The organism is Undibacterium sp. FW305-107 (genome assembly GCF_058788535.1).
Window position 1 is genome coordinate 1 of the sequence record NZ_JBYTAV010000017.1, and the last position, 21,577, is coordinate 21,577.

A 21,577-nucleotide genomic window follows, 5' to 3' on the forward strand; every position below is an offset into this window, starting at 1 on the left:
GGGTGATGCCACCCCAGGTGAGTCCGTAGAGGCTGTCTTTGGCACCGGCATAGGAGAGGTAGCTGTCGGTGACGGAGTGTCTGGCGATTTCTATGCCTAAGCTGGCTCCATCATCGCTGCCACTCCAGCGCAAGCCACCAACAACATTCTGGACGGGGAAACCTATGGGGCTGGAGCCTATGTCTGCCCTGACACCGGCAATTTCGTAGCTGAGGTTGAGGGCGACGCCTTTGGCTTCTTCGTCGAGTGTGGCGACGTTGGACAGACCTTGCTGGCGGGCGATGGTGGTGAACGGGACTTTGCCGTATCTGGCGCGCTCTACCACGATGGCATTGCGGCCAAACTGGCCTGAAATAGCGGGATCATTCAGATACAGGGTTCCTGCATCCACGACAACGGGGATGATTTTGAGACCAAACTGGCCCAGACCAAGGGTGTTGATGCGGGCTTCTATCGGGATTTCTATATCTGTCAACGCGGACAGGCCTTTTTCTCCGCTGCGCGTCCTGGTCGCCACTTCTACTGATACTTCTGTGCGCTTCAGTTCGTTGATGGCGTCTATTTCTTTCAGCAAGGCTGCTTCTTCTGCGCTCACATTTGCGGCCTTGACTGACCTCGCTTTGCTATTACTTACCGCATATTGCTGAGGCACCGGCACGGGCGCCGCGTAGCTGGCTTTGGGCGGTACATATGGCGTAGCTGGGGTGTATTGTGCCAGCATGGTTTGCCCTTCAGGATAAGGGCTTTGCATGGTCGCGCCATTGCTGTATGTATCTGGCCTGCCACGGTTTGGCTCTGGTGGTGCACCCACCGCCGTTGGCATCTTGGGCTGTAAAGGATTTGCAGGTGGCGGTGTCGAACCCGCTGGCGTGCTGGCCGGGGCAGGCTGAATTTTGGGGGCAACAGGCAGACTTGGAATAGCCTTGGGCACCGCGCTACCAGGCGTTACATTATTAAGTGGTGCTGCGCCTGATGCAGGTGGTGCTGTCAGTGGTTTGCCGACAGGTGCAAATATGCCACCGGTAAAATTACTGGCTGGTGCCTCCTTCAGGACTGGCCCTGGCATTATAGTTGGTGCTACCGTTTTTAACTGGGGTTGTTGTCCCTGTACCGGCCCTTGTCCCTGAGCTGCGCCACCAGCTTTGCGGTCCGCAAAAGGATTCACCTTGAAATCGTTTACCGTACTGGCTGGTGCAGTATCCACCAGACGCAAACCATTCGGGCCTGAGCCGACCACAGTTTTTTGTGCCTGTTCGAGTGCCAGCGCTTTTTTGAAATAACTGAGGGCGCGGCTATTATTTCCCTGTGCCCTGGCGACATTGCCTGCCAGTGCCAGGTAACGCGGATTATCAGGTTCCTGGCGCAGCAATACACTCAGGTATTTTTCTGCATTGTTGAGATCACGTGCTTCCATTGCGGCATAGACCAGGCCTTGCAAGACTTCAGGGTTTTCTGGATCGCTTTGCAATACCTTGACATACAATTCCCGCGCTGACGCGCTATCGCCTGACGCCGTATAAATACGGGCCAGGGTCAGCAGCAGCATCTCGTCATCAGGCGTGGCAATCAGCATGGGCTGTATGTAGGCATAGGCCGTTGCATAATCGCCTGCTTCACGCGCACGCTCGGCATAGCGCATGGCCAATACCCTTTGCAGTTGGGTGAAGGCGGTAATTTCTGCCTCTTGCAGATTGGGCATGGCGGCTACCCGGCGCATGACGGCTTCGAGCTCACCTTCCTGGTTTGCCTGCATCAGGGTGCCAGCATATTGCAAGAGCAAACCTGCCGCCGGTTTGGGCGTATTTTGCACAGCCTCGCGCAACATGGCGTAACCACGTTCCTTGTTGCCCAACTGTATATACAGATTCGCCATGGTGCCGGTGAATTCCATATCGTTGCCGGCGACCTGTTCTACCTGTGTCAATATGTCACTCGCCAAGCTGGTATTGCCGCGCCTGGCCAGCAAGGTGATGCGGTCTATCTGTACTCTGATCCACAGGCGTTTTTGCAGATCCACCATTTCCTTCTTACGCGAAGCTGTGGGTACTCTTTCCAGCGTATTCAAGGCTTCCCACCAGAGTTGCTGCATTTCACTGAGCAAGGCACTGACATAGAGTGCTTCTGGATCCGCTGCCTCAACATTGGTCATGGCCTCTATCAGGGCTCTTGCCTGGCCTGGCATATCACGCTTCAGATAAATTCTGGCCAACGCCATGCGCAGCCAGGCATTGTCAGGCTTGATCATGATGGCATCTTCCAGCATTTTTTGTGCTGTGTTGATGTCACCTGCAGCCTCAGCAGCTTTGGCCTTATTCCACAAATCTTCTGACTTCAGGTTGGCGATGATGGCCAGATGACGCGGCAACATGATGCTGCTCAGCGCTTCCAGATCAGTAATGCGTTTTTGCAAAACCAATACGCCAATCACACCATCCAGCGCGCGAATATTGGTTTTATCTGCATCAAGCACGCGGCGGTAATTTTCCTCTGCACCTTTTAAATCGTTCTCTGCCTGCAAGGCATCAGCGAGTTGCAGAATACCGGCAGGTTCCTTGCTATTCAGGGCGATGGCCTTGCGCAGGAAATCAATGCCCTTGGTGCTGTCACCGTCTTCAAAGGCATTCCTGGCTTCTGCCACGGTTGCCCAGTAGCTGGCATCGTCAGAGGCTTGCTTCCATTGGTCCTTGGACTGTGCAGGTGAATACTCAACCGCCTTATGTAAAAAGCCACGCGCCTCTATGAATTCTTCCTGACGCATCTTGACCAGTCCCATGCCGCCATAGCCTATGGGATTTTTGGGATAGTTTTTGATCAGGCCCTGGAACTCGGTTTCTGCAGCCTCGATCTCATTGTCTTCCAGCGCCTTGAAACCGGCGATGCGGCTTTTCTCTATGGGATTTTCTGTGACCGGCTTGGGTTTTGGAGCGGCTTTCTCAGTCTTCTCAGCCTTCTCAGTCTTATCGCTCTTCTCAGTCTTATCGGTCTTCTCAACCTTCACAGGCTTGTCTGCGAGCTTTATCTCTGCTGGCTTTGCAATTTGTGCAGTTTGCACTACTGGTGGCGTGACTGCCGCAGGCTTGCTCAAACCTGCCATCCTGTCCCGGATGAGCTGGTCATCCGGATGTTTTTCGAGGTAATGGTTGAAGTATTTGGCATTTTCCGGCTTCATGCCCATCCAACTCAGTGACTGACGCCAGGATTCTGTCGCTTGTTTGCCGACATCGGGCCTGCTGCTCAGTCCTTCGAGCAAGGCCATGCCCTCTACCCTGCTGGGCTCACGGTAAGTCAGTACCTGGGCATAGGCGAGTGCATACTTGCTGTTGCCTGGATTTTCCTTGTTAAGCTTTTCCAATCCCTTGCGGGCTTCGGCATGGCCATTCTTGGTGCCGCCCAATACCTGAAAATATTCGAACGCGGCGTCGCCTTTGAGTTTGGATGGGTCACCTATCTGTTTGTAGGCATCAACGGCTGCCTCAGTATCGCCTTGCCTGGCAAGCATGCGGGCATTTTCCAGCTGACCTGCACCACCATTGCTACCCTGGCGCAATGCCTGTTCAACGTTACGTATTTGGGCTGAACTTGCCTGCGTACCACGCAGGCGCGAAAAATAGGTTTTGGCCTGCTCAGGATTACCTGCCTTGGCTTCGAGTATGGACAATGCCATCAAGGCATCGATATTATTGGCGTCGACCTTCAGCAACTTGCGCCAGATATCTGCCGCATTGTCATCGCGACCACGTTGTTGCCAGAATTGCGCCTGTTCTTTCAATTGCTGTGTCAAAGCTGATTGCGCAAACGCAGTTTCGCTCTCAAAAAAAACCGTCAAAAGCGCAAATACTATCGCTTTCTTCTTGAAGACCATTTACTTCCCCTAATGATCGCTTTTTTCTGTGAGTCAGCTTCTTTATCGTCACCTCAGAAAATCAGCACTGTGTCAGGTTTTAAATCAAGGAAATGGGCAGCGCTATCTACATATTTTACTCTTCAGATAGCACGCTGCCCCTCTCAATCCATTTCAATTATTTCTTTTTATCTTCCAGCGCCAGGCGGGATGCCGCCTTTTTACGCAAGAAACGGAACAGCATGGTCGCAGCAATCAGCGAGGCCAGCATCAGGAAAATAATCATGATGAAAGGCTGGGTAGACAAATGCCATTTGAGCCATGTCCACCAAGGCAAGCTACCGGAATAATAGGTTTCACCTATCTGTGCATTGGCGATACGGTCGCCCTTGATAAGCACCAGATCACCCTGGAATTTGCTACGCAAATCAGCCTTGTTCAAACCCGTCGTCAGGTCAGCCAGACTGGTCGAGTCGCCAGAGGTCATGACAATCACGCTATGGCCGCTGGACAAAGGTGATTCAAACTGCATCATGGCACCAAAGGCATTACCAGTCTTGGCCAGCATTTCACCTGCGTGGCGTTCCATGGTGTCGAGATCACGGCCAGCCCAGCGTGTAACGAGACGCAGGAAACCTGTAGGCAGTTGCAGGCGGTTGCCGTTTTCATCCATGCTCATGGGCATGTATTTTGACCATTGCTTGAGCAAGGGCAGGTTGCCGCTGGTACCAATCAGCAGGAAATCTTTATCGCTATGTTTTTCAACATCAGCACCACGGATCAGACTGCTATTAAGTACTGGGTAACCGGTGGACTCACCCATACGGCCCATGACATTCAGGAACAATTCCATCTCTTGTGTATTTGGCCTGTCCGGCATGACGATGGCGGTTTGCGCCAGATCTGCCATACGGGTGAACGGGAAACCGGCATTTGCCATATACGCCAGATTAGGCATCGCTGCATAGTGCGGCATATTCGAGAAATCGATGGTCGAATCCGGGTCTATCGCAGAGCGCACATTGTCCAGGTAGACATCTTTACACGCGCCTTGTTTTGGGTAATCGTAAAAGAAGTGGAACTGCAACTGGTTTTCTGCACCGATGCGGAAAGTCGGCACCTGGATTTCATCCTGGGCATAACGCTGACCATCCTTGAAGAACAGCATGACCGATTCCTTGATCTTGCCTTTTTCTACTTGGGTACCAGACAAAGGCAGGGAGCGCACGAATTCATCATTGATACCGATGTTCAGCGTTGATTTGTCTACCGTAGGACGTGGTGTGAAGCGATAACGGAGATCGATAGGCACACCTTCTTTTTGCCAGGTGAACAAGTCAGGTGCAACGCGCAGGTTGACGCGGATCAGGTCAGGGGTCAAGCCATTGACTTTCAGGGCTGGTGGCGCAGCCAGCTCACCAAATTTGACTGGCCTGTCGGTAGGCAGCCACTTTGGCGCATCATAAGCTTTGCGTGGGTCGATTTCTTTAAGGTTCTTGATCAGGGCAGACTCACCAGACATGGCCATCTGGCCCATGGTCAGCGCCTGCACGGCAATCTTGAGTTCATTGACGTCACGTCCCAGCACCAGCAACAATTTGGCCTTAGGATTGGCCGGGTTAGCCATGATAGCCAGGGTTGGCCCTGCAATCGCTGGCAAGGTCACACCTGCCGGTGCTTCGTTGGCAGTGGCAAACAAGACAGCATTACCACGTGGCAGTGTATTCGCTTCAATAGGAAAACGCGCACCACGGTAAGAAGACAGATGACCAAACCAGGAGGCAACCACACCAGCATTGCGCAAGACTTCCAGTGATGGTGTGGCTGGCAGGATGAAAGGCAGTTCCAGCAATTTGTTGTCGCGCCTGTCAAAGAATGGTGCCGGCAACATGCCCAGGTCATTCGCCAGGGTCAGAGGGGAAACTGTCAATTCCAGATTGGTCGTGTGGCTGAGCTTGGCCCACAGGCTGGAGTGATAAGGGTCTTCACAATCCCTGGTGTAATGGCCGATGAGCTTGAAGCTGAGTTGGTTGAAGTCAGCAAAAAAACGTGGATCGATGACATCTTCACGCACGATGCCTTTGGAGGTTTCTTTAGGTAGGGCTACGACGCTGACCAGTTCATTATTGACCAGCACCTGTATATGGGACAGGTCAGGCAATAATGCCGGTGAATAGGCAATGCCATATTTGACCTTGGCAGCAGTGATCACTTCGTCGCTGCGTACTGTGAAGGGGAAGGAGCGCTCCCCTTCCGTACCGCGCAGTTCAACGCTGGAGCTGACGCCTATCATGTCCTTCAGGCTGATGTTATAAGTCTTTTGACCACCGATCACCGAAGTCGGCTGCAAGTCTTCCAAAGCCACTTTTTCAGTTGCGACAGCCTGTGCACTGGCAGAGGCGCTGGCATGCTTGGATTTGGCCATCACGTCATCATGATGTACTACACTCGTCAGGCCGCAAAGGATGGCCAGGGCCGTGCTACTGCCTTTACGCGATAATTTTGCCCGAACATTTGTCACTATGGTTTTCACGATGGACGCCTCATTTATTTTATTCATATGCCCTGTTCTTTCCGCTACGTATTGCCTGATACTGGTACCAAACCTGCTGAAGCCGCGCATGCTGTGGTATGCGATTTCTTTCAAACCATTCAGTGGGTGGTCGATATCCCTGTCATTTGACCAGCTGAGCCAGACGTCGGCTCGGCCTATGGTGCAATTGATCAAATCCATTTCTTGCTGCAAATCGAGCGGCATGAATTGCACGCTGAGCAGATTATCCTTGAAGAACACGGTCTTGGCCGGGAATACTGATTCACCGTTGGTGCCGTACAGGGAGACCATCAAGTCTTCTTCCTTGTGCATCTGAAAACCTTCAGGTACGCGGAAAGACATGCCACCCATGGAAAAATCCTCAGTACGGCAGACTATAGAATGTCCATTATTCAAACGCAGGGTGGCATTCAATACTGCCCTGACCCTGTGGGTACGCCTGACCTGCTTGGACTCCGTGGCCACAGCCAGTGTTGCACCTAGGATGACCAGGTTATAAATCGTCCACAGCATATTGAGGATAACGGTATCCATCTCGTAGGTATTCCACCACACTGCCCGGCCTATGCCGACAAAGAAACCCAATATATTCATGCCCAACATGATCAGATAGGGCTTGGAGATAGACCAGTCAAAATGCTCTTGCTCAACCAGACCACCTTTGGCAGTCACGTTGAACTTACCCAGTTTGGGGTTGATCAGCGCCACCAGCGTGGGGCGGAAGATATACCAGGCCAGCGTTGCCTCATACACCTCGGCCCAGAAAGAATGCCGGTGCGCACCCTGTATGCGGGAGTTGGTCAGATTGGCATGCAGGAGATGCGGCAAGGAATATGCCGCAATCGACAGGGCCGAGGCCTTGATGATATGCACTTCAAAGAACAGGTACGACAACGGCGCCAGCAAAAACACCATGCGCGGCAAGCCATAAAAGAAATGGAGCATGGCATTGCTATAACAAAGCCGCTGGCCAAAACTGAGCCCCTTGCCAAGCAAGGGATTATCAGTACGGAAAATCTGCGCCATACCACGAGCCCAGCGTATACGCTGACCGACGTGGGCAGACAAACTTTCGGTCGCCAAACCTGCAGCCTGTGGCAGCGCCAGATAGGCGGTGTTGTAGCCAAGACGCTGCATTTTCAACGCAGTGTGGGCATCTTCAGTCACGGTTTCAACCGCAATGCCACCAACTTCTTCTAGGTAGGTGCGGCGCAGAATGGCGCAGGAACCACAGAAGAAAGTCGCATTCCACAAATCATTACCATCCTGTATCAGGCCGTAAAACAGCTCGCCTTCATTCGGCACATTGCGGAAGGTTTGCAAATTGCGCTCAAACGGGTCTGGCGACAGGAAATGATGGGGGGTCTGTACCATGGCCAGCTTGGGATCAACCAGAAACCAGCCCATCGTATATTGCAAAAACGAGCGCGTCGGCATGTGATCGCAATCGAAGATGGCGACGAAATCGCCCGTAGTGCGCTTCAGTGCAGCATTGATATTACCGGCCTTCGCATGATTATTATCGGCACGGGTAAAACACTGGACACCCACAGATTTTGCAAATTCGGCAAAAGCAGGACGGCGTCCATCATCCAGGATAATGATATTGAGCTTGTCTTTGGGCCAGTCTATGCCCATCGCCGCCAGCACAGTAGGCTTGACCACACTCAGGTCTTCGTTATAGCTGGGGATGAACAGATCGATGGTAGGCCAGGTCGATGTGTCTGGTGGCATCATTACAGGCTTGCGCTTTAATGGCCAGGCGGTTTGCAAATAGCCCAACAGCAGCACCAGCCAGGCATACACCTCAGCCATGATCAGTACCAGCGCAAAAAACAGGTCGATCAGATTGTCTGTGCCTATGGTGTATGTGATACGCCAATAGATATAGCGACTGGTAGCACTGATGGAAAACATCACCATCACCAGTGAAATCAACGTACCGGTATACCGGCGCAGATACAGCGCAGTACTGAAAATGATGATGGAAAACAGTGTTTGCAGCGGCAAATCCAGCGGGATGCTGATACTGGTCCAGTACAAAAAAATTGCCACCATCAAAGCCAGAAAGCGTGGCGTCTTGCGCTCCCAGCCTGGCCAGTTGACCATGGCACGCCCCAGGTCGTTGAGGCGACCGTAGAGATATCGGGAGTTAAGTATCGAGCGCATTAGTCAACCAATCTGAAATTCGTTTGCAGCCAGGCCGTCAGCTCTTGCATATCATGGGTGGCAGAACAATGCTGGGAGTAATATGACACCGGCGTCTGGCAAGCCAGTGCTTCACTGACTGCTTCATCTTTATGAATGGTGACCGGTATAAAGCGTTTACCCAGACTGCTGCGCAACATGCCAAAAACATCGCGGCTCAATTGTTTTGCTGCATCCATCTGATTCAACAAGTAGCAATAACCCAGAAATTCCTTGCGGTCGGCACAGTAATATTCAATCAGTGATTCTATGGATGGAATCGTTGAATAAGAAGCTGCATCCGGCTTTAACACCACCAGCGCATAATTGGCAGCATGCAGTACCTGTTGTAAATAAATACTGGGGCCAGGTGGCGTGTCGATCAGGACTACACTGTTTTCTGCCAGATTCAGAGAAGCAAGCCGTTTTGCCAGCCACTTGGGATTGGCCTTGATTTCTTGCTCAAAAACTGCGCGCTGAGCTTCATCCACACTGCCATAAGGCAGAAAATCAACACCATAAGCGCTTTCAAACAAAACATCTGTCCAGCCACTGTCCATCGTTTCTTGCTGCGCAATACCGCTGGCATCATCATGTGCCATACCAAAATGCAATCTGAGTGCATTTTGTGGGTCCAGGTCCAGTATGGTGATACGAGGACCAAGACGGGCCAGGGATGTCGCCAGATTGGCGGTGACGGTAGTTTTACCTACCCCACCCTTGGGAGAAATGACGGCAACTACCCTCATGGTTTAAATATTTTTTTAAAAAATGAATTGGTACCTGTATCGGCTGGCTTGGCTTCTTCCTGCTTGCCAGCCAGACGACCAAAGACTGCGCTGACAGGCTGGTCTTTGGCGGCGGATTTGGTCTTCACGCTTTGATTACGTGACTCTTCAACATGCTCATGTGCTTGTTTCACCGGCATCGCGTGCGCTGCAGGTATGTTATGTATGAAGGTAGCTGCAGGAGCGACGCTCACAGGTTTGCGTACACTGGAAATCGGAGCAATACCGGGCGCAACATGCGCTGGCGCTTCAACTTCACGGGCCGGTGCAGGTACTGATGCTGCTTGTGCCCTGCTGGAAAACAAGCCACTGCTCACAGATTCTTTTTGATTCGCCGCACTTTGCTTTGATGCTGCGGGCAAAATTCTTGATAAAAATGGTGATGCTGCTTCTGCCGCAGGCTCTTGCTCTTCGGCTGCAGTTTTTTGCATCAACATTTGCTTTAAGGGCAATTGTGAATTGTGCTTGATATTTGCGTGAACCTCAGGTGCAGCTTGTACGGGGCTGGCTTTGACTGCCGCTGATCTGCTCGTTGCAGTTTTCGCAGCAGCGGGGCGAAATGGACTGTCATTCAACTGCACTGGCGCAGCTTGTTCCTCTTCACGATGTTGTACACGGACAGGAGCTGGCCCCGCATGCAGATGCACGTCGCGCAACAAGGGCCAGCGTTGTCTCGCCAGTTCGCTATCTGCATCACGATTAATTTCGCGATAAGCATCTGTCGATTGTCCAAATTTCTGAAAAAGATTTTTTACGTCATCATCCATAATGTCCACCAGCTCCGGTTACTTGCAGCGTCACGATCAAATTAACGACGTGTAAAATAAGACGGTTCTTCTGACTGCTTCTTCAAATCAAATACAAATAACTGCCCATCTTCGAAAACCCCGGCACGCTGCGTCAGGCGCAAGGACTTATCCATGCCCAGGCCATCGAACCACTGTGCATAAACACCTTCCAGCAAAGCTGGCGACCAGTCCAGAGCATTTTCGCCGAACGCTACTTTCAGTGGCGAAGCATGATGGGCAACCACCAGAGCATCGGCTTCTTCCACCAGCTCGACCCAGCCCCAGTTCATTTCGGACCAGACCTGATTCATGCACGCTTCCAGCGCTTGCAGACTACTGCCATCATTCACATGAAAACCTGCTGCCATGGTGCGGCCCAACTGGTGCATGAATGCACGCAAATCTCCGGGTTCGCCCTTGGAGGCGAATTCAGCAGAAAATGCTCCCAGGAAAGATCTCCACTGGACTGAGCACTGCTGCTCTTCGTAATAACGAATAGTATTTGTCGACATGCTTATTGCACCTTTGCGTTAACTTTTTCTCTATGGCTACTATCGTGACACGCAAATCATAGAGAGTGTTGATTCGTTGCGACTTTACCACTCGCCTTTATTGCTAGTCCAGCCTATATGAATGGTGAAATGTCAACAATTAATAATAAGACCAAGCATTTATAAAAATTTAATTATTTTGCAAACCATTTTCACAATTGTTGAGCTAAAACGCGCAATTTATTGGTTTTTGCACTAAGCAACACACACTTACCAATGTAGGCAAGCGTGTCCACAAAAAACAGTAATATGGTGATAGAACCTGAAGAATTTCAGCATGCTCACGCAATTGAAATCTCAGCGTCCACCCGTCAACCCGGCCAGCAACCAGTCTATGATTTTTTGTATGCTTAAAGACGCAGGATTGTCCGGCTTGTATTCGAGTACCGGACGCTCATAAGCGAGCGCTTCCTCGACTTGCGGACTTTCCTGGACGATGAAGGGAACCATGCGTTCACCCAACCTGTCGGCAATCAGGGCAACGACATCTTGTGCCAGTTGCCGTTGCGAGCCCTGGTTGACAATATAGGCTGAACCAACGTCAGCCTGACTTCTGTGGCCATAGGTAGAAATCAACTCTTCCATCTCTGGCAAAGTGGAATACGAAGCAGCATCTGCCAGCACCACCACCAGCAAAAAATCTGCCGCATGAATGGCCTGTTTCAGATAGACAGAAGGGCCCGGTGGAGTATCAAGCAAAACGATGGCATTGGCTGGCAATTTTGCCGCCTGCAGTTTCTTGCGCAGCCATGGCTCTTGCTGCTCCAGCATGTCTTCAAAGCGCATGCGCTGTTTTTCGCCGCCATTACCAAAAGGGATGAAGTTCAATCCAAATTGGCTGGTGTAGCAGGCATCCATCAGCTTGGCACGCGCTGCAGTCAATAGGCTGATGCCATTTGTCTCGCCCTGCTCCAGACCACCGAGATGCCATTGCATGGCATTTTGCGGATCGAGATCAATAACGGTGACAGGAAAACCACGCTGCGCCATACCTACACCCAGATTGGCAGTGATCGTGGTCTTGCCGACCCCGCCTTTCGCAGAGACGATGGCAATCACGATCATGCGTGCAACCCCGGCTTGTCAATACATGGCTTGACACAGGCCATCAGGCAGTTCCCCCAACGGTCAAACCTTCTATGCGCAGACTGGGCTGGCCCACACCTACCGGCAAACTTTGACCTTCCTTACCGCAGACGCCGATCCCGGAATCAAGGCGCAGGTCATTACCTATCATGCTGACATGATTCAAGACTTCAGGGCCATTGCCAATCAGGGTAGCCCCCTTGACCGGATAGGTGAGCTTGCCGTTTTCTATCATATAGGCTTCACTGGCTGAAAATACGAACTTGCCATTCGTTATATCGACCTGGCCACCGCCAAAGTTGACGGCGTAGAGGCCATTTTTTACAGACGCCAGGATTTCTTCAGGGTCCTTGTCACCGGCCAGCATGTAAGTATTGGTCATGCGGGGCATAGGCAGGTGTGCAAAGGATTCACGTCGCGCATTGCCCGTCACCGGCATGTTCATCAGGCGTGCATTCATGGTGTCCTGCATGTAGCCTTTCAGGATACCGTCTTCAATCAATGTCGTGCACTGGGTAGGGTTGCCTTCGTCATCCATATTCAGAGAACCGCGACGATTCAACATCGTGCCATCATCAACAACCGTCACACCTTTGGCAGCCACACGCTGACCTATGCGGCCAGAGAATGTGCTTGAGCCTTTGCGGTTGAAATCCCCTTCCAGGCCATGACCTATCGCTTCATGCAGCAGTACGCCCGGCCAGCCTGGGCCAAGTACCACGGTCATAGGGCCTGCCGGAGCAGGACGTGCTTCCAGATTCACCAGGGCAGACTTCACGGCTTCATCTGCATATTGCTCGAGCAACGCATCAGTGAAATACGAATAATCATAACGTCCACCACCACCGCTGGTGCCCATTTCACGACGGCCATTTTGTTCTGCGATGACAGTCAGCGAGACACGCACCAAAGGACGGATATCGGCAGCTATTACACCATCACTGCGGGCCACCAGCACCACATCATACTCACCTGCCATGCCCGCCATGACTTGTACTATGCGTGGGTCCTTGGCTCTGGCGATTTTTTCCAATTTTTCCAGCAACTGGACTTTTTGATTGGCGTCCATGGAATGCAATGGGTCATCACGCAAATACAAAGAGCGGCTATCCAGACCTTGCAGGCTGGATGCGACCTGGATTTTGCCAGAACCCTGACGGGCAATAGTACGGGTTGCCTTGGCTGCATCAAACAAGGCTTGCTCGGATATTTCATCAGAGTAAGAGAATGCGGTTTTATCACCAGAGACAGCGCGCACACCTACACCCTGATCGATAGAAAAACTACCTGTCTTGACTATTCCTTCTTCCAGACTCCAGCCTTCATTGCGCGTGAACTGGAAGTACAGATCGGCATAATCCACCTTGTGAGTGAACATACTGGCCAGCACCTTGCTGAGTTTGGCTTCGTCCAGGCCAAAAGGGGTCAGCAAAATATCACGTGCAACAGCGAGGTGGTTTAAAGCGGGTTCAAATGGTGTCATAGAATAAATTATTTATACAGCGAATCAACAGCGCACTTTGGTAGCAAAATTTGTTATCAAAAACAGGCGCACACACTTACATTGTAGAGCATCTGCAGCAATCGCTGGGTTGCATACTCAGGATGCTGTCAGCTTAGGTCTTGCCATCCTTCATAACTTGCGGTGGCGCAATGCTGGCAAACTTTCGCGTATGCTGGCAATCAGGCTTTCATCGATGTCACCGATGACGATGCCCTCACCTTCTTCCAGTACATTGACGACTTTACCCCAGGGATCAATCAGCATGCTGTGGCCCCAGGTACGGCGACCATTGACATGCTTGCCGCCCTGGCCGCAAGCCAGTACATAGCACTGGTTTTCTATGGCGCGGGCACGCAAGAGTATTTCCCAGTGTGCCTGGCCTGTCGTGTAGGTAAAGGCTGCAGGCACGACGATCAAAGAACTGGTTCCGAGCGCGCGGAACAGTTCAGGGAAGCGCAAGTCATAGCAAATAGAGAGGGCAACCTTACCAAAACCGGCATCAAAGCTGCTGATCTGGTTACCAGCCACAATGGTGCGCGCCTCTTCATACGACTCTTCACCTTTGCTGAATCCAAACAAATGAATCTTGTCATAGCGCGCAATCTGCTCTCCCTGAGGGTTATAGACGAGCGTAGTATTCAAGACCTTGCCTGGCTCATCCGCCTGCAAGGGTATGGTGCCGCCGATGAGCCAGACGCCCAGGCTGCTGGCCATATCGGCCATAAAGGTCTGCAGCGGACCGTCACCGGCTACTTCTGCAATATCTACTTTGTCTGTCTCCTGCAAGCCCATCAAGGGCCAATATTCAGGCAGTAGCAATAATTTCGCGCCAGATGCAGCAGCTTCTTGCAACAAACGTCTGGCAGTTGCTATATTTTCCACCGGACCTGGCGTGGATATCATTTGTATTGCTGCGATCTTCATATCAATCCCCCTATCTTTTATGGTGATGGCATCGTCGAAAGATTCAAGGCCTGCTTGCAGCCTTGATTGCTGACGGGCTGTCACGATTTTCAATTTTAGTCACTGTCGGTTCTTTCCATGAGCCGCTGACTTTGTATTCAAAAGTAAATGCCCTGCTCAAAGGTTCCTTTAAAAACAACTGAGCAAGAAAAGTGCCAAGACCGATCACTGGATTCACAGCCAGACCATAGACGACTGAAGCCGTACCTACGTTGACAACAGGTATAACGGTTACATGCAGGTCTTGCGCTTCCCGGACGATATCAGCATTTCCTTCCAGCAGCACAGTCGCATTCACGCCCAGCATCTTCAGGTTATCGGTTTTTGCCACACCCTGCTGTATCTGGGCAATACCTGCTATTGAATCAAAGGCAAAGCCATCAGAAAACACATCGCGGAAATCCAGCGTCAGACGACGTGGCAAAGATTGCAGACTAAGTACGCCTAACAGTTTCGCTGCACCTGGGTCCACTTTCAAAAATTGTCCGCTGGCAAGCACCATCTTAACCTGACCACTCATGCTCGGTATATCCATGGCAAAAGGCAGACCATTCCATTGCACTTCCCCTTCCAGCTTACCTTTGCCGCCGCGCAAGACATCGGCAAAACCAAGGCGCTCAAGCAGCTTGCCTGAATTGACTATATCCAGCACATAGTTGAGTTGGGTACGTCCATCGCCACCTTGACTCGCCCATTTACCGGTAGCAGTAAAGTCTGCATCAGGATTTTTCAGCAGCAGCTTATTGATCTGCCATTCGCGGCCGCCGTTCCCTTGGCTGATGATTTGATTCACCGCCTGTAATTCCAGATGGCCCAGCTTTTTATTAAACAATTCAAAGTTTTCAGCAACAATGTCCAGGCCAGGTATCTGGGTCGTGGTATTTTTCCCTTCCAGCAATTCACTGACATCGGCAGCTGCTGACTGCGGGATAATGAGATTACTCAGGCGCGCAGTGACGCTGCCCAAGCCTTGTCCGCCCGTACCATCGCTCCAGCTCAGGTAACCAGCCACCTGATTTGAATGTATGTTGGCCTGCCAGACTTTATTCTGGCGAGAGACACCGACAACGACATTCTCCAGTTGCTTGCCCATGATATGCAATTGCGGCGTTCTGGCCGCCATGGTAGTCGGCTCCAGATAGGGTGCCAGGTCGACTTCCGCACTGTCCCTTTCTACACCTGTTGCATTTGCCTGAGGTGCCGCAGCCGTCGTTGACATCAGACGACGCCACTCGTCGATATTCAGGGACTTGAATTCTATATTGGCATTCAAGCCACTATCAGGTTCAGGTGCAGGTGCGTTCACGCCTATGCCGCCGCGCAATACCTGCCAGGGTCCATTGCCCTGTTTTTGCCGGGAATATCTGGTATTGATAGAACTGCCAAGGCTGACGCGTATTTCATCGCGCAAGGTCTGTGCATCCTGGGCTGCCTGCGGCATCAGCTCAAAGTGCAAAGGCATGGATTCTGCCGTATTCTTTTTCAAAGGAGCAGGGAAACTCAAGGACATGCCTGACAGCGTTGAATCGATAATGATCTCTGGCTGGCGCTTTTTCACATGAATGCTTGCGGTATAACGGCTGGCACCACTGATGCGGTCAGCTACTTTATCTATCATGCTGACGGGTATGATCTTGCGTATACCTTCGGCTGTAACCATGCCATCAAGTTTGACTTTGACGCTATTATCTTTTTGTGAGCCGCCAGTGATCTGTACCGGGCCACCAAGTACCATGCCTTTGAGCATACCCAGATTAACACCCGTTTCATTGAATTCCAGTTTGCCGTTCAAGCCTGTTACCTGTGGGATACCAGGCTGCAAAATCACGTCATTATTGGCGAATTGCAAAATACCAAGAACTTTAGACTCAATCAAATGCTGGAGTGGTAATTGCAGTTTCAATTGCAAGGCAGCCGGCGCTGAGGTTTTGGCTTCTTTCAAAAAATGTCCCAGCCAGCCACTGACCGGGCTGGCACCAACATAGGCCAGCATGTTTTGCAAACTGCCGCTGACCGCACCATCAATATTCAAAATGGCGCCATGCTGGGATAAATCAGGGATAATGGCTTTGACTTTTTTGAGATCCACACCCAGAGTTCTGGCAGTGTCCCCCGTAATTTCCATCCTGGCCTTGTCAAAGACAAAGCCACCCTTGATATCTTCAATGACTGGCCATAGAGGTTTGCCTTCTTCATTCAGGGCTCCGGCAGAAAAATCGAGTTTGGCACCAGCCAGATTGCCTTTGATCAGGAATTCACCCTTATGGGCTTTTTTACCATCCGTGTTATGAAACGGAAAGTAAGCCAAGTCACCGCGCACACGCACACTGACATCATTGGCCTTGCCACCCAGGATGGAATTCAGCAGCCAATGCCGTAAATGCTCTTCTGCACCAGCAGGGATGTAGCGATCCAGTTGCTTCAGGTCAAAGCCGGAAATACTGCCCGTCAAATCAACTTCACCAGGCTGGGCATCAACACCATGGCGCATGGACATGATGTGCTTGCCGGACAAAACAGCACGCATACCCTCTTGCTGGGCTTCCATTTTATGTATCTGGAAAACCAGCTTGTCCTGCTCGACAAACTGCCATTGTGCATGCATGTTCAGCCGCGAGAATGGCATGACAGGATCAACAAAATAGCTGGACAGGCGTAAAGACAGGTCTTTTGAATCCAGTATGAAACTGCCACCCTTGTCATTTGCCTCCAGGCTGCCCGACAGGTTTTCAAATCCCGGTATGGCAGGCACGGCAGCTTTTGCAGGTGAAGTTGCCGTCTTTGCCCTGGCCAGTTGTGCTGGCTGCGCCGTCATGGACAAATCGATGAATTGTCCTTTGACGCTATACGATGAGACATCTGGATAAGTCCCTTGCCATCTGGCAGTGAAGTCTTTGAGTTGTCCTTTGGGCGCAAAATCCAGCATCATCTGGCGCTGGTCAGCAGGTAAAGGCAGATGCTCGGCAAAATTTGCCAGGGTCTGCAAATCCAGGGTTTTGGCGTATAACTCTACCTTTTCAGGCTGTCCCTTTTCGCCCGGTGTAAATGTTTCCTTGATAGTGGTCACCGGTAATTGCTGTCCATCGCGGGTGCGCATGGAAAAATTGATGAGCGAGACACTGTGACCAGCCTTCCCCATCAACGCTGCCAAAAATTTGCGTGTTGCCGATTGCGTTTCGCTGGCGACCAGGCGACCACTGACCAGGGCCATGTCCAGTTCCGGTAAATCGGCGCGAAACTTACCTAGCACATCTGCCAGACTCAAGTCTGCAGTCAAGTCAGCCAGCCTGCCCTTGTCAAGATGCAGCCAGGCACGTACCGAGCCATAGGCTTTTTTGACATCTGCCGGGTAATCTATAAAGGCTTTCAGTGCTGCAAGATCAGTACGGCGCAGGTCGGCATAGAGATCGCCAGTCCACAATGAAAAATCTGAAATCTTTTTGGCAAAAACTGGATGCTGGAAATCACCGCGGATATCCAATGGTGCAGACAGGCTGATATCAGGTGTGGCTTTAAGCGCAAACCTGTGGCGGCGCCACTGGTTTTGCAAAAGAAAATCGACATCCGGCAATTTCAGCTCAGTTGCATTGCGCATTTTATCTGTCCAGCGCACAGAACCGTTGCGTATCAATACCTCGTGCTGGGCCAGCACCCAATCCAATCCCTGTCCCTTGCTTTCAGCAGTTGGGTCAATATGAAAACCACCCACATAAATTTTGCCGTCTGCATCCCTTTGTATATCCAGAGCAGGCTTATTGATAACAATACGTTCAAAACGCAAATCCGCGACTGCCAGTGTCCACCAGGACATGGTTGCAGAAACTTCAGGCAATACCAGCGCCTGTCCGCCTTGCTTGTCATGCAGCACGACATTTTCCAGCATTAATTGCGGATTGAGTCCTTGCCAGGATGCATGCAAATTGGCAATCTGTAATTGCCTCCCCAGTGAACTTGAAATTGCCTGCTCTATCTCTGGTTTGTACTTATCGACATTGGGCAACAGTACGTAGCGCAATACCAGCACCAGTATGCAAAACAGGAAATACAATGCAAGTATCAGCCTGAACGTGAAACGCAGGCTCTTGTCGCAGGTCCGCCAGGTAAAGCGACAAAGCCGCCAGAAATGCCCCGGCTTGTTGTCCTCGGCTGCGTTGTTAGCAATGTGTTCTTGATCTGCTTGTGTCATTGCTAATGTTCAATTTATTTGTAAGTAAGACTTGCGCAAAAACCATGCGTTGCAAATAAGCAAGCTTCATTGCTCTTGCGCAAATCCTCACATGCTGGGAAGCATAAGCACAAAACCCCGAAATTTCAAACATACTAACAACTCAATGCACCATCTCCGACTATTTTTTTATTAATTTAGCAATCGTCACATCGATCAGGTATAAGTCCATTGTTTTTAACCGTAATGATTTTTATACTCCCAAGGAGTATAAATTTATTTCCCGTCTGTTGCCTAGCCCTGGCGGCCAATACCACTCTGCCCGCCGCTTATAGCTTAAAATCAATCACAACACTGACCAGAACAGCCCCATTATGACTGCAAGCATCACCATGAACGCCGAAATTCTTCAGGCTTCCCGCTTTTTCAATCATTGCATGGAGGCAGATGCCAGCCGAAATGAGCAGTTGCAGCAAGTTTCTGAATTATCCTTGAGCCCGGCGCATTTTGCGCAGTTTTTACAAAAAGAAATATACGCAGGTGCATCTCTTAACAAAGCCATGCGCCGTTTGCGCAAACTGGTGGTATGCACTCTGATTAAACGCGACTTATGTGGTCAGGCCGATCTGAATGAAGTCATCACCACAATCAGCCTGTTTGCTGACTTTGTCGTACAGCAACATTTGCAAGCCCTGGATATCGAAATGCAGGCCATGCATGGCATCCCCATAGGAGAAGAAAGTGGCAAACAGCAAGCCATGATCGTGCTGGGCATGGGCAAACTGGGTGGCTATGAACTGAACGTTTCTTCTGATATCGATTTGATTTTTTGCTATGCCGAAGATGGCGAAACACAGACGACAGACTCCAGCCAGCGCAGCCTGTCAAATCATGAGTACTTCAGCCGCCTGGGTAAAAAACTCATCGCCGCCATCTCTGAAGTGACTGAAGACGGTTATAGCTTCCGCGTCGATATGGCATTGCGCCCGAATGGCGCATCTGGCCCCCTGGTGGCCAGCTTCAATATGATAGAAGAGTATTTCCTGATACAGGGGCGCGAATGGGAACGCTATGCCTGGGTCAAAGCCAGGGCAATGACAGGCAATGCCGATGATATCGCTGCGTTGGAAAAAATTATCCGCCCCTTCGTTTATCGCCGTTATCTCGATTATGGTGCGATTGATTCCCTGCGCTCCATGCATGCCCAGATCAGGGCTGAAGTAGTACGTCAGGAAACCAAGCATCCCGAGCGTAGCAATAATGTCAAACTGGGTCGGGGTGGTATACGTGAAGTAGAGTTTCTGGCGCAAGTCTTCCAGCTGATACGCGGTGGCCGCGATGCCAGCCTGCGTGAGCGCTCTACCCGCCAGACTTTGCAGACCCTGGCTGAAAAAGGCATCATGGATGCCTCCATCATAGAGAAACTGCTGGACTCCTATACCTTTTTGCGCAATCTGGAACATCGCCTGCAATATCTGGATGATGCCCAGACCCATACCTTCCCTGCCAGGGATGAAGATCAGCAAAGAATTGCACAAATGATGGGTTGTGCCAGTGTTAATGAACTCCTGGATCAGTTGCGCCCGCATCGTGAATTCATCGCCGAACAATTTGATGCCATCTTTCGCGACAAAGCCGAAAACAATAGCGAGAATGAACAGGGTATGCTGGCAGTCAGCCTGTCCAGCCCAGACAGTGACGAATTGATTGCCGCCCATCTGGCAGGGCTGGAATTTTCAGCACAGGATGCGGCGGCATTTAGTCAGAGGCTTGTGGCAACCTGGCAATCCCCCAAGGTGCAATCCTTGTCCGAGGCCAGCCGCATGAAGCTGGTGGCTTTGGTGAACAATGCCCTGAACATTATCGCCAGACAAAACAGCAATCAATTACTGGCCTGGAACCGCCTGCTTGATTTCATGGAGGCCATAGCCCGCCGTGCTGCCTATCTGGCACTGCTGACTGAATATCCACATGCACTGGCGCGGGTAATACGCATGATGGCGGCCTCTGACTGGGCAGCCAAATTCCTGACCCGCCACCCCCTGCTGCTAGATGAGCTGCTGGATGAATCCTCTCTCCATCAACGGCCGGACTGGTCAGTATTCCGCCTGGACTTGCAACAACATCTGGCGCAACACGCAGGCGACACCGAAAGGCAGATGGAAACCCTGCGTGAAATGCACCATGCCATGCAATTTCGCTTGCTGGCGCAAGATCTGGAAGGCCAGCTCAGCGTAGAGCACCTGGCTGATGAGCTCTCGCAACTGGCTGACATCATCGTCGCAGCAGTCTTGCAGTCTGCCTGGCTAACTATCGCCACCCGACACAAAGCGGAACCCAGCTTTGCCGTAATCGCCTATGGCAAACAAGGTGGCAAGGAACTGGGATATGCCTCCGACCTTGATGTGATTTTCCTGTACGAAGATGAAGACCAGGATGCACCTGCCAATTATGCCAAACTGGCGCAGCGCTTCATTACCTGGATGACCTGCCACACCCCTGCGGGTATTTTGTTTGATATTGATATCGCCCTGCGTCCTGACGGTGCCAGTGGCTTGCTGGTTTCTTCAGTCTCCTCCTTTGCCCGGTACCAGGAGAAATCTGCCTGGCTGTGGGAGCATCAGGCACTGACACGGGCCCGCTTTTGTGCAGGCGATACAAATATAGGTGCACAGTTTGAGCAGATACGCGAACAGGTCCTGCGCCAGCAAAGAGACATAGACAAGCTGCGCACTGAAGTTATCAGCATGCGTAAAAAAATGCATGACGCGAATATCAATCGCAGCGACCTGTTTGACCTCAAGCAGGATGCGGGCGGCATGATAGATATAGAATTCATCGTGCAATTTCTGGTATTGAAATATGCAAACCAGTATCCGGAATTAACGGCCAACAAAGGCAATATCGCCTTATTAAGACGCTGCGGCGAGCTGGGTTTAATTGACTTGCATCTGGCCAATCAAACTTCAGATGCGTACAGACTATTCCGCAAATTGCAGCATGGAATACGGCTGCAAGGTGAAGACCGCGCCAGGGTGGAAAGCGAAAGGGTCAGCAAAGAAGCGGATGCGACAAAAGCTCTATGGGATAGTCTGTTCGCTTAATCTAGCAGAACAAAAAATGACGCTCAGTTTATGTTCTGAACGTCAT

General features: G+C 51.2%; 10 protein-coding genes. 1 reads left to right on the forward strand and 9 read right to left on the reverse strand.

Annotated features, from left to right (window positions below):
- The 9 genes from AC3WQT_RS26890 to AC3WQT_RS26930 form a co-directional block, all read right to left on the reverse strand.
- On the reverse strand, positions 1 to 3,862 hold a 3,862-nt coding region (locus tag AC3WQT_RS26890), incomplete at its 3' end, for a tetratricopeptide repeat protein (protein ID WP_492708795.1).
- Between the two features lie 157 nt (positions 3,863 to 4,019).
- Positions 4,020 to 8,564, reverse strand: a complete 4,545-nt coding sequence (bcsA, locus tag AC3WQT_RS26895) for a UDP-forming cellulose synthase catalytic subunit (RefSeq protein ID WP_492708797.1) — start codon at positions 8,562 to 8,564, stop codon at positions 4,020 to 4,022.
- Positions 8,564 to 9,331, reverse strand: a complete 768-nt coding sequence (gene bcsQ, locus AC3WQT_RS26900; RefSeq protein ID WP_492708799.1) for a cellulose biosynthesis protein BcsQ — start codon at positions 9,329 to 9,331, stop codon at positions 8,564 to 8,566. The genes bcsA and bcsQ (AC3WQT_RS26900) overlap by 1 nt, the downstream gene beginning before the upstream one ends.
- On the reverse strand, positions 9,328 to 10,137 hold the full coding sequence (bcsP, locus tag AC3WQT_RS26905) for a cellulose biosynthesis protein BcsP (RefSeq protein ID WP_492708801.1): 810 nt from the start codon (positions 10,135 to 10,137) through the stop codon (positions 9,328 to 9,330). Before bcsP ends, bcsQ (AC3WQT_RS26900) begins: the two co-directional genes overlap by 4 nt.
- A gap of 41 nt (positions 10,138 to 10,178) precedes the next feature.
- Positions 10,179 to 10,670 carry a cellulose biosynthesis protein BcsD gene (gene bcsD / locus AC3WQT_RS26910; protein WP_423012812.1) on the reverse strand — a complete coding sequence of 164 codons (492 nt, stop codon included), beginning with the start codon at positions 10,668 to 10,670 and terminating at the stop codon, positions 10,179 to 10,181.
- 336 nt (positions 10,671 to 11,006) lie between these two features.
- Positions 11,007 to 11,774, reverse strand: a complete 768-nt coding sequence (gene bcsQ, locus AC3WQT_RS26915) for a cellulose biosynthesis protein BcsQ (RefSeq protein ID WP_492708804.1) — start codon at positions 11,772 to 11,774, stop codon at positions 11,007 to 11,009.
- Between the two features lie 43 nt (positions 11,775 to 11,817).
- Positions 11,818 to 13,278, reverse strand: a complete 1,461-nt coding sequence (gene tldD / locus AC3WQT_RS26920) for a metalloprotease TldD (protein ID WP_492708806.1) — start codon at positions 13,276 to 13,278, stop codon at positions 11,818 to 11,820.
- Positions 13,279 to 13,428: 150 nt separating this feature from the next.
- The gene (locus AC3WQT_RS26925; RefSeq protein ID WP_492708808.1) at positions 13,429 to 14,223 is read right to left on the reverse strand and encodes a carbon-nitrogen hydrolase family protein; all 795 of its coding nucleotides are present in this window, start codon (positions 14,221 to 14,223) and stop codon (positions 13,429 to 13,431) included.
- A gap of 43 nt (positions 14,224 to 14,266) precedes the next feature.
- Positions 14,267 to 18,448, reverse strand: a complete 4,182-nt coding sequence (locus AC3WQT_RS26930; RefSeq protein ID WP_492708809.1) for a YhdP family protein — start codon at positions 18,446 to 18,448, stop codon at positions 14,267 to 14,269.
- A gap of 353 nt (positions 18,449 to 18,801) precedes the next feature.
- Here AC3WQT_RS26930 and glnE point away from each other — a divergent pair, with 353 nt between their 5' ends.
- Positions 18,802 to 21,531: a bifunctional [glutamate--ammonia ligase]-adenylyl-L-tyrosine phosphorylase/[glutamate--ammonia-ligase] adenylyltransferase gene (gene glnE / locus AC3WQT_RS26935; protein ID WP_492708811.1), complete on the forward strand. Its 2,730-nt coding sequence runs from the start codon at positions 18,802 to 18,804 to the stop codon at positions 21,529 to 21,531.
- The last annotated feature ends 46 nt before the right edge of the window (positions 21,532 to 21,577 follow it).